This window comes from Colwellia sp. PAMC 20917, assembly GCF_001767295.1.
In the GTDB taxonomy this organism is placed as follows: domain Bacteria; phylum Pseudomonadota; class Gammaproteobacteria; order Enterobacterales; family Alteromonadaceae; genus Colwellia_A.
Genome location: NZ_CP014944.1, coordinates 1999180 through 2013236 on the forward strand (window position 1 = coordinate 1999180; position 14057 = coordinate 2013236).

15 protein-coding genes are annotated in these 14057 nt (G+C 35.1%); 4 read left to right on the plus strand and 11 right to left on the minus strand.

Features of this window, described 5'->3' with window-relative positions; genetic code table 11:
* Window positions 1–94 precede the first annotated feature (94 nt).
* The 11 genes from A3Q34_RS08600 to A3Q34_RS20485 form a co-directional block, all read right to left on the minus strand.
* The gene (locus A3Q34_RS08600) at window positions 95–1006 is read right to left on the minus strand and encodes a hypothetical protein (RefSeq protein WP_070374984.1); all 912 of its coding nucleotides are present in this window, start codon (window positions 1004–1006) and stop codon (window positions 95–97) included.
* Window positions 1007–1263: 257 nt separating this feature from the next.
* Window positions 1264–1974: a substrate-binding periplasmic protein gene (locus A3Q34_RS08605; protein WP_083277950.1), complete on the minus strand. Its 711-nt coding sequence runs from the start codon at window positions 1972–1974 to the stop codon at window positions 1264–1266.
* A 262-nt stretch (window positions 1975–2236) separates the two neighbouring features.
* A complete protein-coding gene (locus A3Q34_RS08610) occupies window positions 2237–3382 on the minus strand; it encodes a site-specific integrase (RefSeq protein WP_070374986.1) in 1146 nt (381 codons plus the stop codon).
* A gap of 267 nt (window positions 3383–3649) precedes the next feature.
* A complete protein-coding gene (locus tag A3Q34_RS08615; protein WP_070374987.1) occupies window positions 3650–3979 on the minus strand; it encodes a hypothetical protein in 330 nt (109 codons plus the stop codon).
* 144 nt (window positions 3980–4123) lie between these two features.
* Complete coding sequence (locus A3Q34_RS08620) at window positions 4124–4477, minus strand: DUF4870 family protein (protein ID WP_070374988.1); 354 nt, start codon at window positions 4475–4477, stop codon at window positions 4124–4126.
* Window positions 4478–5289: 812 nt separating this feature from the next.
* Window positions 5290–5652: a DUF413 domain-containing protein gene (gene maoP, locus A3Q34_RS08625; RefSeq protein ID WP_070374989.1), complete on the minus strand. Its 363-nt coding sequence runs from the start codon at window positions 5650–5652 to the stop codon at window positions 5290–5292.
* Window positions 5653–5830: 178 nt separating this feature from the next.
* Entirely contained in the window at window positions 5831–6679 is an 849-nt protein-coding gene (locus A3Q34_RS08630) for an alpha/beta hydrolase (protein WP_231907455.1), read from the minus strand.
* Window positions 6680–7021: 342 nt separating this feature from the next.
* Entirely contained in the window at window positions 7022–8242 is a 1221-nt protein-coding gene (locus tag A3Q34_RS08635) for an alkaline phosphatase family protein (RefSeq protein WP_070374990.1), read from the minus strand.
* Between the two features lie 309 nt (window positions 8243–8551).
* Window positions 8552–8830: a hypothetical protein gene (locus A3Q34_RS08640; protein ID WP_070374991.1), complete on the minus strand. Its 279-nt coding sequence runs from the start codon at window positions 8828–8830 to the stop codon at window positions 8552–8554.
* 90 nt (window positions 8831–8920) lie between these two features.
* The gene (locus A3Q34_RS20480; protein WP_157470921.1) at window positions 8921–9076 is read right to left on the minus strand and encodes a hypothetical protein; all 156 of its coding nucleotides are present in this window, start codon (window positions 9074–9076) and stop codon (window positions 8921–8923) included.
* A gap of 324 nt (window positions 9077–9400) precedes the next feature.
* Window positions 9401–9550 carry a hypothetical protein gene (locus A3Q34_RS20485; RefSeq protein ID WP_157470923.1) on the minus strand — a complete coding sequence of 50 codons (150 nt, stop codon included), beginning with the start codon at window positions 9548–9550 and terminating at the stop codon, window positions 9401–9403.
* Between the two features lie 415 nt (window positions 9551–9965).
* Between A3Q34_RS20485 and zur the strand changes: the two genes are divergently transcribed.
* The 4 genes from zur (at window position 9966) to A3Q34_RS08660 (ending at window position 13971) form a co-directional block, all read left to right on the plus strand.
* Window positions 9966–10403, plus strand: coding sequence for a zinc uptake transcriptional repressor Zur (zur, locus tag A3Q34_RS08645; protein WP_070374992.1), 438 nt, complete (start codon window positions 9966–9968; stop codon window positions 10401–10403).
* A gap of 161 nt (window positions 10404–10564) precedes the next feature.
* Window positions 10565–12916: a M1 family metallopeptidase gene (locus A3Q34_RS08650; protein ID WP_070374993.1), complete on the plus strand. Its 2352-nt coding sequence runs from the start codon at window positions 10565–10567 to the stop codon at window positions 12914–12916.
* A complete protein-coding gene (locus A3Q34_RS08655) occupies window positions 12916–13431 on the plus strand; it encodes a DUF6702 family protein (RefSeq protein ID WP_070374994.1) in 516 nt (171 codons plus the stop codon). The genes A3Q34_RS08650 and A3Q34_RS08655 overlap by 1 nt, the downstream gene beginning before the upstream one ends.
* Window positions 13432–13506: 75 nt before the next feature.
* A complete protein-coding gene (locus tag A3Q34_RS08660; protein ID WP_070374995.1) occupies window positions 13507–13971 on the plus strand; it encodes a chemotaxis protein CheX in 465 nt (154 codons plus the stop codon).
* The last annotated feature ends 86 nt before the right edge of the window (window positions 13972–14057 follow it).

The window sequence follows — 14057 nt, forward strand, 5'->3', positions numbered from 1 at the left end:
TGCCTCCATGTACGTTTAAGTTCATGGAAAGTTATACCGACCGTTTTTTTTAGGATGAGCTTAAAGCGGAATAGGATGAGCTTAAAGCGGAAAATTAGTTATTATTTATCAGTTTCCTTCCTGATGTAAGTCTGTTTGCTAATCCTTTAGCACTTATAGACTTTCTCGGTTTACCTTTTTTATCTTCCCATTCAATATCATCACCTGACATTTCTTGTAGTAAGTTATATTTGTCAAATGTCCGATAGTCCCCAAAGTCTTCGGATTCATTTTTTAGTAGTTTCCATACTTCTTTATTTGAGTACGCTGGGTGCTTAGTTAGTATGTCAATTAACAGCTCTTGAAAGTCATCAAAACGATTTTTAGTTACGGCTTTATTGCTTATATCTGCTTGAAACGCCTCTTGAGGTTTTTCCTCACGAGGTTTGAAGCACTTTTCAATATATTCCACCATACCAATGGGCACTAATAAATCATCGAAATTGATTGTTTTTATACAAATATCGAGTTGACCACTGTCTTTATTAAGTAAAAAAGATTCAAGTCCATATTGCGATTCTGGATGTAATTCTCCCCATTGAACAAGATATTTGTTTGGTAAGGTTGTGGAAAATGGGTAAGCCTTATTTTCACGTTTTAAACCTTTAATGTCATCGATTCTTACATGGAAACATCGAACAGTTCCTTCCCTTAAAAGTGTCTTTTTATCTTGTCTTGATAAACGTGCTAACCCTGAATAGTGACCAACACATACCCCCTGATATTGAGTTTCTTCTTCATCAAGAATAGAGGTTAATTCTGTTAGTTCTTGAAAGAGGTTATCTGAGTCTTCGTTGAACTGTGTTAATTCCCTTTTGGAGAACTGCTCAACAATAACAATGGGTTGATCATGTAAACGAAAATATAATGTTTCTTTATAGTTTTCGATAAAGTATTGATAATCTTCAAGGCTTATTTTTGAGTGTCGAGATAACTCACTTAACCGATAGTATTCCTTTTCTAACATATAGACTTCCATTTTCAATAGGTAAAACGAGTAAATATATTTATAACTTCTTAGAAAATATCAGATATGTATGGATTAATCATCATTATATTATTGATTTGTGGGTATTAACTAATTATGGCGTAAAGAATTATTACTTTAGCAGAAAGCTAACTAATGCCACATTACTGACCTTTCATATAAACTAAAATTCGAATTTTAAGGACGTCTTTTTTGCCAACAGCGGACTTTAAGGATTTATACTAATAATTATTTAATCAAAAGTACTCTGGACCTAGTAATAAAGCTTTTATTTCAGCGTCTTTAACTAGCTTTTCTAATTCACCCGATATCTGTAGTTCCCTAATTTTACTTGATACACGATTGCTTACTTCTTGTTTATTATCATTTATATAGTTATAAAGGCCATACCTTGCAAACACTCCACAATTTTTCACAAAAGGAAAATATTTATCTAGTTGTAAAATTCGTCTTCCATTTATTTCAGTGTCTATTACTACTTCGGCTCTTCCACGTTTCAAGAATTCAAATAACTGCATAGCTGAACTTACTTTATTAACATATTTTAAGTTTGCTGTGGCTTCATTTGAATGAGCAACACCACGAATGGTCGCAACTTTTAAACCATTAAGGTCTTTAGCGCTTGTTATCTTTAAAGTTGAATCCTTCAAGCAATAAGCCGCCGACTCTAGATAGTAATAACTAGGCTCAATTCTAATTAAACTTGGCTTATTATTGCCATAAGGTTTTATTCTCGCTATTTCGCCATCAATGCTTTTATTTAAGTTTAAGTTCTTAGCCCTCGCAGGAGGGAGAGGTATTACACTCATCTTTAATCCTAAAGAACTATATATGTTCTCAATCACATATTGGGCGGCATATTGCTCAACCAACTTCTCATTTGCCCCAAAAACAATTATTTCTGACTCAGAAGATGATGATTTAAAAGAGTATAAAAATAAAAACATGGTAATTAAAATTTTAAAAATGGAGATAAATGATCCTTGTTTCTAGTGATTTTGTGAGGGCTTTAATCAGTATGGCATCCTCTAATGGATTCAACTACCTTAGGTTGTAAATAATAACCTTTCCTGAATCGTTGACGTAAGCAGAGATTTTTTTATGGAAAGAGTTCGCTAAATAAACTCCTCCTATAATGACCGCTCTTAAGACAATAGCGGGAGTCGAAGTAAATTATTATCTATTTCCGTAATGCGCACTTTGTGATCATTAGCCAATCAAGTTAACCGCCGCCGCTTTATGCTCAGGCGCTAAATGCGCATATCTTAATGTCATTTTTAAATCACTATGACCTAATAACTCACGCACGGTATTTAAATCAACACTTGCCATGACTAACTTACTGGCAAAGTGATGACGTAAATCATGAAAACGAAAATGAGTGATGTTGGCTTCATCTAATATTTCAGCCCAAAGAGACGGAAAGTCTTTTAAAGGTTCATTGTTCCTACCTTTAAAAACATAACCTTCGCTACCTGATAGTTTTTGCCAATGGATAAGCTGATTAAACGCCTCTGTATTGAGCGGTAAATGACGGGTATTACCAGACTTAGCGTTTTGAAAATCTACTGTCAGTATTTTATTATCAAAGTTAATATCATGCCATTGTAGAGATAATAACTCCCCTTTGCGCATGCCTGTATTCATTGCGAGTAAAACGATGACTTCTAAAAACGCTGTATCACATGATTTTAGGCTTTCACGTAACCTACTTTCCTCATCTTTAGACAAGTAACGTACTTTTGAGTTATCAACAGTTAGTGTTTTAACATTACGTAAATCATGACTATCAATAACACCCCATTCAACCGCTCGACTTAAACAGCCCTTAATCGTGTTTATTTGACGATTAGTTGTTGCAGGCTTAACACCATCAGCTAAACGCTTATTTCTCCATTTCTCGATCTCCCACGCGTTAATATCGGATAATTGAAAGTCCATCAACTTAGGAAATGATGATTTAAACGCTTTCACTGTTTTTTCGGCTGTTTTAGGATTGCGTGATTTAAGCCAAGGTGTGTACTTTTCATCTAAGAAGTATTGAAGTGAAGAGAGTTTGGAATATTTGGTACTAGTACGTTCTTGTTTCCTTAACGCTTGAACATCTACACCTTGAGTAACGTCGGCAATTTTACTTTTTGCTAAGTCTCTTGCTTGAGCAGGTGTCATTTGACCATCAACACCTAATCGGTAATTAACCTGTTTTCCGTTTAAGCGATAAAACAGGTAATAAGTGATCAAACCTAATGGGGTTATACGGGCATGAAAGCCAGAAATATCAGTATCATTTAAGCGTTTATCCGAAGGTACTAGATTTTTGATATTGGTTACGGTTATCTTGCTTTTAATTGGCATATAGTAATCATCCTTGTAGCTTATTTGTAGCAACATCATTATGCTACAACGAACAATCAAGAACAATAACAAACAAAAGCAATTAAATATTAATGTTTAATATCAGTTAGATAAGTGACGTTATTGTTCATTGTGGTTCATAGTGATATTTAAGGGATTACGAAGTTATCGCCCTATTAAGGGGCAAACAATGGTGGCTAAAATAAGCGACGAAGGAGCAGAAAGCTAACCATTATTAGTCCTGCTTGAATGACTTTATATGCGTGGCTACTTAATTATGTATGACTCAATTGAATTAATGCCACTTGTAGTAAATGAACTTCCACCGTACGTGTTTTTGACATCACTTTCCATTTGGGCAATAACAACTTTTTTTCCAGAAAGAGAGATATTTTTTGAATGAACAAGTTGAATCTTGCAATGCTTACCTATAAAACCAATATGCTTTAAAATCACATCATCTGGCACTTCTATAAAATGCCCTGAACAATCAAGACTGCGACTTATATCAATGTTTGTTATTTTGTATTCATCTGCTAAAGAGATTGAAGGTATTGACAATAACGCGACCGTCAAAATTGAATTAATTAGTTTCATTAAATTATCTTTTAAACTTACATATTGTTAGAATTTTTGCCGCGTGGTGAATTGAACACATAACGCTTTGCTAAAGTGGAAAAGAACAGTTGGTCATAATCGCGAAGCGATGGCCAACTGTTCTTTTTCCGTTTAAGTAACTTGTTATGAATTGTATGGTTTATTTGAAGTTATTTTTGCAAAGCCTTTAATTAACTTAAAAACAGACCAGCACCAAACAGCTAATAAGACAAAATATCCCACAACAAAAAAGATTAGAACAAAGCCAATAACTGATAGCCCTAATCCCCACCAGAAAATCTTGATTATATTTGAATAATGATCTTCGAATAGTGTGCCTACTGCGTCATCTTTTTTAACCATCGCCCAAATAGCACCAATGATCCAAAATATTCCAGTAAAAAGGCCTACTCCCATAAGTCCGTAAGCGATGAGAGCATTTGTTTTTGCTTCGCTATCTTTATTTGATAGGCTAATTGTTTGTTCTAATTCCGACATCTGTACATCCTGTGTAATATTGATTTATAACAATTATTATGGAGGCTTCTTAGGAAGAAGCTGTTCCATAAAATTTATTTGATTCGCATTAATATCCCACAATTTCAAAGTATTATAAACCACAAATTTCTAATTTTTGTCATACTTAGGATATTACTGAGACTTTTAAGTAATATCCTGTTCTAGAAATAATGCATTAGAAAATATATGACTAAAATCTTTAGGCTAACGTCAGGAATACGCACAAAGTGATCAATAAGATTATCGAGTTTCCTAGCGACGTTACTGCTCAATACTCACCGTATCGGAATCAGGATACATTAAACTCTATAATAGATTTAGTTTCTGCTTGAATTTATCGCATTATTCAGCGATATTTTACGTTGTAAACGTCCCTGCGGGGGACTAAATAGGGGAACTGATAAAGCAAGGTTCCTTGCAGGTCTTATTTAATAAGGGTTTTGGCTAAATCGTCTGTCCAATCGAGCATTGGAGCAACGGAAAGTTTATGTGAAATCATAAAGTTATAAAAAACCTTTAAGTTTAAAGCGAATGTTGTTGTTGGAAACTACAACAGAAAATTTCGCTGATTATAAAGGCTTTAGCGATGTTAAACAAAAGAAATAATGCCAAGTGGCAGCACCGAAAGCCTCGATAGCTTTCAGCTATTTTTATGGTATAAAGATGAGTGAATTTTAAATAACATCACTTAATTATTTGGCGAATTAACGCCTAGTCAATTTGAACCTAAATCGGGGCTAAGTTATAGCAAGTATCTTGCATAAATAGCCTAATAGATTAACAAGAAAAAGTTAATCTAGGTCGTCAGGATCTGACTCAAGTTCGTCGTCTGTTTCAACTTTAGTTCGACCAAATAAGGTGTGGAATTGCTTGGGTGTTAAAATTATGTTTTGATATTTTAACCAAGCCTTCTCGATGGTGTTGCTGACAACAGCCTTACCACGACAAACTTCAACAAAATGTTGCTCTTCTTCGGTAACTGGCAGGCGACTTCCTAAAGAAAGTGCCATTAATGCAACGCCATATTTTTCTAATGCTTCAGCCTCAGCCAAGTTAAAGTCACCAGATCGCTTTATGCCGCGCGGATAATTTCTATCATCGTAAAAATTTCTATTTACCTTAAAACTTTCTGCTGATATTGCTAAATTAGCCATTTTATAAACTCTACTAAAATATAAATATACTGATAATCGCATTTTTAACTCAATATCGATTAATTGGCAATTATTTTTTTAACGTTAATTAGAATATTTTACTTAATATATATTATTTACCGTTATATAGACTATTTGTGACTTATTTTTAGGCTAAAAATACAAAACTAGCATGAGGTTATATTTTGTAAATCCAATGTAGTCCTTGAATTACCGTCGTAGGAAAAGCGGTTTGATGATTGGCTTCTGGGATAATAACAATTTTTGCTTTTACATGAGTTTGCTGCCAATTAAGTATTTTTTCATAAAAATTTTCAGCATCTTTGACCATGTCATGACTGCTGTCTAATGCTTTTGATTCACGCTCGCCAATAGCAATAAAAATATTTGCATTAATGGTTAACTGCCGCTTTCGATGCGCTTCTTCTAATGTAAAAATAACCTTATTATCAAACCAATAAGAAGGACTACCGAGTATGTAATGATTAAATAATGTCGGTTTAGTTAATAAAATGTATGTACCAAATAATCCGCCAAGCGAGTTACCTACAAAGGTTCTATCTTGTCGATCCGTTCGATAATTTTTATCGATATAATTGATAACACTAGCTTCGATAAAAGCCATATGTTGTTGAGCACCACCTGTTGTTTGTTGCCAGGATTTATTGATTGTTGGGGTATAGTCTCGCACTCTGCTAGCATCTCGCTTCGACCCTTTTGCATATGAAATGCCAACGATAATAGCTTCTTTCATTTTTTGTGCATTCATTGGATAACGGGTTGCCCCAGAAACAATCTGAAAAGTATACCAAGCATCGGTTAAGTAAATAACGGGATAAGTTTTATCATCATTTTTAGCATAAGATTTAGGTAACTTTATAAATAATGGGTAAACACGTTGACTGTCGGGATCTTTAATTTCAACGACTTTACTTCTTGGTATTTGAAAAGGCGTAGTGGCAAAAGCCATTGATAGCTGGCTGGTCAATATTAATAGCAGCGTTAAACTGTATATTACTAGTTTCAAGTGAACTCTCTTTCTTGACTCAATGACAAGTCGTTATGTTTACTTAACCATAACGAGTTATTTAAGTAACGGTTTCATAATCGCTAATTTACCATCAATTGGGGTGGTAATTTCTAGGCCTAAAATGTCTGCAATTGTTATTGGCATAATATTTATTTAAGTAACGGTTTCATAATCGCTAATTTACCATCAATTGGGGTGGTGATTTCTAGGCCTAAAATGTCTGCAATTGTTATTGGCATAATAGTTATTTAAGTAACGGTTTCATAATCGCTAATTTACCATCAATTGGGGTGGTAATTTCTAGGCCTAAAATGTCTGCAATTGTTATTGGCATAATATTTATTTAAGTAACGGTTTCATAATCGCTAATTTACCATCAATTGGGGTGGTGATTTCTAGGCCTAAAATGTCTGCAATTAATGGCATAATATTTATATTTTCAGCTGTATCTAACTGATATGCTTTTTTAAACGCGGGCCCTTGTGCATAGAATATTCCGTCCATGTCCGTAGTATCAAACTGACTCCAGCCATGATTTCCTTTACTGGTTTTTCCGGTAAAACCTATCGACCAATCGTTATCGGTTAAACAAGCTATATCACCGATACGACTTGATTTTGAGGCGTTAAATTTTGCTGGAATATCTTGGTATTGATAACATTTATAATGTTTAGCTTGTTGATTTAATTGTGCAACAGTTTGAGCTAATGTGCGGGTAGACTTACCCTCATCGTATATAAGTGTAATAGGGTTGGTTGCTAAAACTTTATATTCCTCATTTAACCAATTAGGTAAATATTCATAATTTTTAGCAGGATAGTCGGCCATACCATGATCAGAGACAATAATAATATTTACTTCAAAATCTAACGCGCGTACTTTTTCAACCATTTCACGAATGGTGCTATCTACACGGTTAATAGCGGCAATAAGCTCAGGTGAATCTTGACCAAATCCATGCCCTGCACTGTCTATATCATGAAAATAAGTGGTTATTAATTGCGGCCGCTCGCTTGAAGGAAGCTGATACCAATTTAATACACCATCTATGCGTTCTTGATGTGAGGCGTTGTGATCATATTTTTTAAAATGAGACGGGTAAATACCGGCAATAGCGGCTTCGGAGCTTGGCCAAAAATAGTTAGCGGTACGCATATTTTGTTCTTCTGCAATAATCCACAAGGGTTTACGTAAATAAAAGTCGGGATTAGTCACCGCTTCAGAGTCTCTTATGCTGTAGGTTTTATTTAAATCGCGAGCATAGAAACGGTTAGACACTATGCCATGATTCTCAGGGTATGACCCCGTAACAATACTCAAATGGTTAGGAAAAGTTTTTGTCGGAAAAGTAGGACGTAATGATGTTAAATGAGCAGAATCTTTAGCAAATTGAGACAAGAATGTTGGCTGATATTTGTCAACATAATCCCATCTAAAACCATCCAGTGAAATTAACAACACATAAGGTTTAGGATTAGATGTCATACCTAGTGAATTTTTTGATTCTGATGTACATGCATTCAAGGCAAATAACATGCCTATTATAAATAATTTATTCACAGTAATTTCTCATCAACAATTAGTGTTTAAGGGCTTTATAGCATTGTTTTTTACTAATATAAAATCGTTATTTTTTTATCTTAAGACGAGTATTTATTGACTCAACGCGGGGCGTAAATAAAACAATCGCTTCAATTAAACATCAGCATAATAATTATTTATTTTGTGCTGATGCCTTTTTATAATTGAGCGTTCGGTAAAATTAGTAGAGTTTTACTCGGTAAATACTATCCATTGATTGAAGGACTACAGATAATCTATCATCATTATCAACAAACCAATAGCTTGCCGCAGGAATCGACGGGAGTGCTATAAGTTCATTAAGATGTTTTCAGGTGCATGATGAAACCAAATAACTTCCTGTTCAATAATGTTTGCGGCATCAATACTCGCTTCGGTTAACACCTTACTCCAGAGTGCAATATCACCGGCATTATCTTCTGTAAAAATCGCGTCGACAACAGGTGGTGTTGGTACAGTAGGCTGCGGTGTCGTTATTTTTTCTGAACGTTCACCACTGCCACCACCACAAGAAGCTAAAAGAGCCAGTGATATTAAGCTCACTAAAAAAGAAGCAGTATAATTCATTCAAAAAAATCCATTTGTCATAATTGATCCTAAATAGGCGAGATATTTATACCTAAAGATCAATATATTTACAATTGAAACGTTTCTTCTTTATTGGGGTAAATCAATAACCAAATTGAATTTTTCAGAGCTTTTCCATAGGTTAAGTAATACAGTAAATTCTGCTATTTCATGGGCAGATGCGGTTGAGCTGAGGATTTTTTCAGAGAGGGTATTCATTCGATCAAATTCATTGACATTCATCATTAACATTCCTTGTTATATGTCGGTGAATTATGACTTAAATAACAAAAAAGGTATAGCTTTTAATGGTTTAGTTTATTAATTTTTAATGACAAGCGCTATTTAGCAGTGCAGGTGCCCGACGCACACTCTTTAGTAAAATATAAAGATTAACTCTATAGCGATAAAGCCAAAAAATATTTATTGAGGAGAACGTTTAAATAATTTTACTGAAATCACTTAATTTTATATCACTTTTTCAGTTTTCGTTTGAGCTCTTCCATTGTCAACATTGCTTGTGGAGACAGCCATAATTCTGCGTTTAAGTCGGCAACGGCGCTTTAGCCATTAGCCATTAGCCACAATAGTATCGCTATTTACATTTAAACTGCGTTTTGTCGCTTTTACGGCATAATTAGGCAATAAAGTAATGCGGTTGGCTAAACTGAAAGTAGCTTTCATTAAACGCTTACGTGTTAAATAGGTATCATTAATCATGCCCCATTTTTTTGCCTGACGTCCTGAGAAAATAGCCGAAGTGTATGCTAACTCTCTTAGTCGGCCATCGGGTAAATTAAAATGCAGACATGATTTTGGAGTGTTAAATCTAAATATTCAAATTCAGGCATGTTCAGTCCATCCTAAAAAATTTATTATTATCGATTAAAGATGAGACGTAGGTATCGAAGAGGGCAAGATAAACTTGCTAAACCAGTAAAGTGAATTTATCTTGGTACTTAGCTGTTATCCAACTATCAAAATTACATTCCATCTTTCGTAAACGTTGAGAGCACCAACAACCCGCTTTTAATTTAAAGGGTTAAGTAATTAACCTTTCAAGCATATTACATCATCAAAATCTCTGTGTTAAACTGCTAAAAAATAACCCAATCATGCAAGTACCTAACTCATAATGAATGCAGAAGAATTATTAATACAAGCAAAAGAGTCTTGCAAGAAGCGTGGTGCACGATTTACTTTGGCTCGCGAACAAGTATTTAAACTATTAACCGGACATAGCGGTGCTATTGGTGCTTATGATCTGCTTGATGAATTAAAGCTAATTGACCCTGCAGCAAAACCAGCAACCATCTATCGTGCTTTAGATTTCCTTGGTAAACAGGGCTTTGTTCATAAGATTGAGTCTATAAATGCTTTTGTGATGTGCCATCATTTCAGTGAGTGTAATCATCCCGTGCAATTACTTATTTGTGACCGTTGCGGACATGTTGAAGAAATTCAATCGTCTAATTTAGACTTAGCTTTACGCTCGATGGCAGATGCAACCGGCTTTACCATTAGCCATCAAATTGTTGAAGCGCATGGTGCTTGTCAAAGCTGTAGTAAATAGCGTTATTATTCAGGAGTAATAATAACTTTAACACCCCCATTAAACTCATATTTAGAGCTATTGGTCGCATAAGAAGTACCCTCCCCCTTAACTCAGTGAACTTATTTATGCTATAAGTACACGGTTAAACATGCCCATATTATAAAATATTCAGGAAGCCTATGAAATATTCAATCAAGTCAGCTTTAATTTGCTTATTTGTTGTTGCCAGTGGTAGCGCAATAGCGAAAAACACCATTAGTAGCGATAAATTTCGTCAATTAGAAGAATCTTTACCAACACCCAACACTTATAGAACTGCATCAGGCGCACCAGGTCACCAGTATTGGCAACAACAAGTTGATTATAAAATTAATATTCAACTTGATGATAAAACGCAAACCTTAACGGGTAGCGAAACAATGAGTTATACCAATAATTCCCCTGACACTTTACGCTACTTGTGGATACAGCTAGATCAAAACCGCTTAAAACGTGACTCTGATAATCGCTTAACAGCGACAGCTCCTAGTAAAAAAATAACCTATAGCGGATTGCGTGGCGCTATCGAATCAACTGAATTTGATGGTGGTAATACAATTACTGCAGTTACAGCATCAAACGGTAGTGCTCTTGACTATGTGATTAACGGCACAATGATGCGCGTTATCTTACCTAAGGCATTAAAATCCGGCGATGATGTTGAATTAAATATTAAGTGGAACTATAAGCTTCATGAACAAAAAGTGTTAGGTGGCCGTTCGGGTTATGAATACTTTAAAGAAGACGATAACTATTTATATGAACTTGCTGGCTGGTTTCCTCGCGCAGCAGCATACTATGACGTTATGGGCTGGCAAAATAAGCAGTTTTTAGGTAACGGCGAATTCACTTTAGAATTTGGTGATTATGACGTTAAGATCACCGTTCCTGCTGATCATATTGTTGCCGCTACTGGTGAGTTACAAAATGAAAGCAAGGTCTTAACAAAAACACAGCGTAAACGCTTAGAACAAGCTAAAAACGCAAAGAAACCTGTGCTTATCGTTACCGTTGATGAAGCACTTGAAAACGAAAAATCTCGCTCAACAAAAACGAAAACCTGGCATTTTAAAGCTAAAAATGTTCGTGATTTTGCTTTCGCATCAAGCCGTAAATTTATTTGGGACGCTCAAGGTTATAAAGAAGGCGGTACCGATACCATGGCGATGTCTTTTTACCCTAATGAAGGTAATCCATTATGGGAAAAGTACTCCACTGAAGCTATTATCCATACCATGCAACAGTATAATAAATATACCTTTGCTTACCCATACCCAGTATCAATTTCAGTCAATGGACCCGTTGGTGGCATGGAATATCCGATGATCACTTTTAATGGTCCTCGCCCAACACTTGACAAAGAAACGGGTGAAAAAACCTATTCTCGTGGTACTAAATACGGCTTAGTTGGGGTAATTATTCACGAAGTGGGTCATAACTACTTTCCAATGATCGTTAACTCTGATGAACGTCAATGGACTTGGATGGATGAAGGTTTAAACACTTTCCTACAGTTTTTAGCACAGCAAGCATGGGAAGAAGGTTATCCTTCACGCCGTGGTCATGCTGCTGACATTACTAATTACATGAAAAGTACTAACCAGGTACCTATTATGACCAACTCTGAATCAATTCTTCAGTTTGGTAATAATGCCTATGGTAAGCCAGCAACAGCATTAAATATTTTACGTGAAACCGTTATGGGCCGCGAATTATTTGATTTTGCCTTTAAGGAATATGCACAACGTTGGATGTTTAAACGCCCAACACCTTCAGACTTTTTCCGCACCATGGAAGATGCATCAGCTGTTGATTTAGATTGGTTCTGGCGTGGTTGGTTCTACACAACAGATCATGTTGATATCGCTTTAGGTAATATTCATTTATATCGTCCTGATAGCCAAAACCCTGATACAGAAGCCGCTTGGAATCGTGCCTTAGAAAGTGAAAAACCGACATTCATTAGTGACCTTCGTGATAAAGGTCAATGGCTTAGAACAACTGACAAGCCTGAGTTATTAGATTTTTACAACGAACATGATAAATTTACGGCAACCAATAAAGCACGTAATACCTATAACAGCGCAAATAAAAAGTTAGAGCAATGGCAAAAAGATCTCCTTGTTGATGAAAGAAATTTCTACATCGTTGATTTTGAAAATAAGGGTGGTTTGGTCATGCCTATTATTGTGCAATTAACTTTTGCAGATAAAACAACAGAACAAGTACATATTCCTGCAGAAATCTGGCGTAAAAACAGTAAAAATGTTTCTAAATTATTTATTACTGATAAAGAGATTACCGCTATCGCTATTGATCCAAACTGGGAAACAGCTGATGTAGATGTTAACAATAACTACTGGCCAGCACGCCCTATTAAATCAAGCTTTGAGTTATATAAACGTAAGAAAAAAGACATGATGCGTGACTATAATGTTAAATTAAAGTCGGCTGATGACGAAAAAGAAGACAAGGAAGAAGAAGATAAATAATGACAAAAACCTCATTATTTAAAAGCTTTATTTTTTGTTTATTGTGTGGCGTTGCGCTTTCAAGCGCAGCCCACCGATACTTCTTTGGATTAACTGATTTATCAGTTAATCCAAGAACCCATAACATAGAAGTTATTCATCAATTTACGGCTCACGATATTGATAATGCTATTGCTGAGCAACAGCAAATACGCTTTTCAGCTGAGCATCCTGAATACGAAAAGTTCATTCAAAACTATGTTGAAGCACATTTCCAACTTATTGATGTTCAAGATAATAAAAAACAGCCAATAAAGCTCAATTGGATAGGTTTAGAAGTCGCTAAAGGTAACGTTTATATTTACCAAGAAGCTAATTTTGAAAACTTTTTATCCGGATTAGTGGTAAAAAATGATTTACTCATCGATACTTACCCTAAGCAAGTAAATACTGTAAATTATAAAGACGAAACAATTATTGGCAGCTTAACTTTTTCGAAATCAGTTAAAATGGCGATAATAAAAAACAATAACTAGTAGGAACGATTTACATTTGCTAAATTAACATGCAAAATAAAATGACTAGTATAACTAAGCCCTTGGGAAACATTCATGAATGTAGAGTTTATTAACCCTTTTTTATCTTCAATGCTCAATGTAATGTCTACTATGGCACAAATGGAATTAGTACCTGAAAAACCTCGTTTGAAAAAAAATGAAGTTGCTATGGGCGATGTTTCTGGTTTAATTGGTATGGTGAGCGCTCAGACAAAAGGCTCACTATCGATTACTTTTGAAGGAAAGTTAGCACTGGCCACCATGAAAAAAATGGTTGGCGAAGGTCCTGACGAAATCAATGAAGAAATTACCGATTTAGTCGGCGAAATTACCAATATGGTCACGGGTGGCGCTAAGCGTATGCTGAGCGAAAAAGGCTTTGAATTTGACATGGCAACGCCTATGGTTGTTTCTGGTCAAAACCATACGATTCACCACAAAGCTGATGGACCTATTATTATTATTCCATTAAATTCTGAATTTGGTAAAGCTTTTATTGAGTTCAGTTTCGATAAATAGTGAATTAAGTAATTTGTAGTCATAGACTAAAACCTCGTTTAGTAATAAACGAGGTTTTTTATTTTTTACGCTATATTTAGTTTATT

What these genes read in the sequence shown, in the direction of transcription:
- A3Q34_RS08600 (WP_070374984.1), bottom strand. Translation starts at nt 1,006, where the DNA reads ATGTTAGAAAAGGAATACTATCGGTTAAGTGAGTTATCTCGACACTCA.
- A3Q34_RS08605 (WP_083277950.1), bottom strand. Translation starts at nt 1,974, where the DNA reads ATGTTTTTATTTTTATACTCTTTTAAATCATCATCTTCTGAGTCAGAA.
- A3Q34_RS08610 (WP_070374986.1), bottom strand. Translation starts at nt 3,382, where the DNA reads ATGCCAATTAAAAGCAAGATAACCGTAACCAATATCAAAAATCTAGTA.
- A3Q34_RS08615 (WP_070374987.1), bottom strand. Translation starts at nt 3,979, where the DNA reads ATGAAACTAATTAATTCAATTTTGACGGTCGCGTTATTGTCAATACCT.
- A3Q34_RS08620 (WP_070374988.1), bottom strand. Translation starts at nt 4,477, where the DNA reads ATGTCGGAATTAGAACAAACAATTAGCCTATCAAATAAAGATAGCGAA.
- maoP (WP_070374989.1), bottom strand. Translation starts at nt 5,652, where the DNA reads ATGGCTAATTTAGCAATATCAGCAGAAAGTTTTAAGGTAAATAGAAAT.
- A3Q34_RS08640 (WP_070374991.1), bottom strand. Translation starts at nt 8,830, where the DNA reads ATGAATTATACTGCTTCTTTTTTAGTGAGCTTAATATCACTGGCTCTT.
- A3Q34_RS20480 (WP_157470921.1), bottom strand. Translation starts at nt 9,076, where the DNA reads ATGATGAATGTCAATGAATTTGATCGAATGAATACCCTCTCTGAAAAA.
- A3Q34_RS20485 (WP_157470923.1), bottom strand. Translation starts at nt 9,550, where the DNA reads ATGATTAATGATACCTATTTAACACGTAAGCGTTTAATGAAAGCTACT.
- zur (WP_070374992.1), top strand. Translation starts at nt 9,966, where the DNA reads ATGAATGCAGAAGAATTATTAATACAAGCAAAAGAGTCTTGCAAGAAG.
- A3Q34_RS08650 (WP_070374993.1), top strand. Translation starts at nt 10,565, where the DNA reads ATGAAATATTCAATCAAGTCAGCTTTAATTTGCTTATTTGTTGTTGCC.
- A3Q34_RS08655 (WP_070374994.1), top strand. Translation starts at nt 12,916, where the DNA reads ATGACAAAAACCTCATTATTTAAAAGCTTTATTTTTTGTTTATTGTGT.
- A3Q34_RS08660 (WP_070374995.1), top strand. Translation starts at nt 13,507, where the DNA reads ATGAATGTAGAGTTTATTAACCCTTTTTTATCTTCAATGCTCAATGTA.